General features: G+C 64.0%; 1 protein-coding gene. It reads left to right on the forward strand.

Annotation, left to right across the window (positions count from 1 at the left end):
- Window positions 1-1275, forward strand: a 1275-nt coding sequence (locus tag ACFY9W_RS29065; RefSeq protein WP_391138300.1) for a Rieske 2Fe-2S domain-containing protein, incomplete at its 5' end; no start/stop codon positions are given.
- Window positions 1276-1298 lie beyond the last annotated feature (23 nt).

Genomic DNA, 1298 nt, shown 5'->3' on the forward strand with positions numbered 1-1298 from the left:
CTGATTCCCGCCATCAACCTGGCAGTCGACCCGGCCGAACTGGTGCAGGCCGACCGCGTCCACACATCCCTGTACACCGACCCGGCGCTGTTCGACGCCGAGCTGGAGAAAATCTTCCACAGCACCTGGATCTGGGTCGCCCACGAGAGCGAAGTGCCCGACGCCGGCAGCTACAAGACCACCTATATCGGCAAGCAGCCGGTGATCGTGGTGCGCGACCGCAAGAAAGGCATCAACGTGCTGCTCAACCGCTGCCGCCACCGCGGCGCCACGGTCTGCGAACACAAGAAAGGCAAGACCAACAGCTTTGTCTGCCCCTACCACGGCTGGGGCTACGCCCTGGACGGCTCGCTGCGCGGCATCCCGCACCCGGAAAGCTACGGCGACTGCATCGACAAGGCCGAGCTGCCGCTGGTCAGCCTGCGCACCGAAAGCTATGCGGGCATGGTCTTCGCCACCTTCAAGGACGACATCGAGCCGCTGCAGGACTTCCTCGGCGCGGCAAAGAAGTGGATGGACCTGTTCATGAAACAGGGCGCCGGCTACGGCATCAAGGTGCCGGGCGAGCACCGTTTCCGCTTCCCCGGCAACTGGAAGATCCAGCTCGAAAACACCACCGACGCCTATCACTTCCCGCTGGTGCACAAGAGCTTCCTGTCCTCGGTCGACGAGCAGACCCTGGAGCTGTTCGACTTCGTCAAGGGCCCCGGCTACGTCGAGGACCTGGGCAACGGCCACAGCGTGATGGTGATGATCCCCGAACTGGTCGATCTGGAAGCGGATCTCGACAAGCCGATCCCCGAGCGTTTCGAAGCCCTGGCCGCCGAACTGCGTGACGAAGGCATCGAGGAGCAGCAGGTGCGTCGCATCGTGCGTGCCGTCGGCGGTTCGGGCTTCAACCTCAACCTGTTCCCCAACGTCGCCTGCTCGATGGCGTTCTTCCGTGTACTGCAGCCGATCTCGGTGACCGAGACCGAGATCCACCATTCGGTGATCACCATGGACGGTGGCCCGGCCGCGGCCAACCGCTACCGCCTGCGCCTGCACGAGCACTTCCAGGGCCCGATGGGCTTCGGTACCCCGGACGACTCCGAGGCCTGGGAGCGCGTGCAGAAAGGCGCCAGCGCCGGCGAGAACCTGTGGATCATGCTCAACCGCGGCCTGCCCGGCGAGAAACCCACGCCCGATGGCCTGGTGTCCGATGTCAGTGCCGAGACCGGCATGCGTGCGGCGTACCAGCAGTGGAAGAAAATGATGACCGCGGAGGCCAAATGATGAACCTGAATCTGTTCAATGAA

This window comes from Pseudomonas sp. NPDC008258 (assembly GCF_042956345.1).
GTDB lineage: Bacteria > Pseudomonadota > Gammaproteobacteria > Pseudomonadales > Pseudomonadaceae > Aquipseudomonas.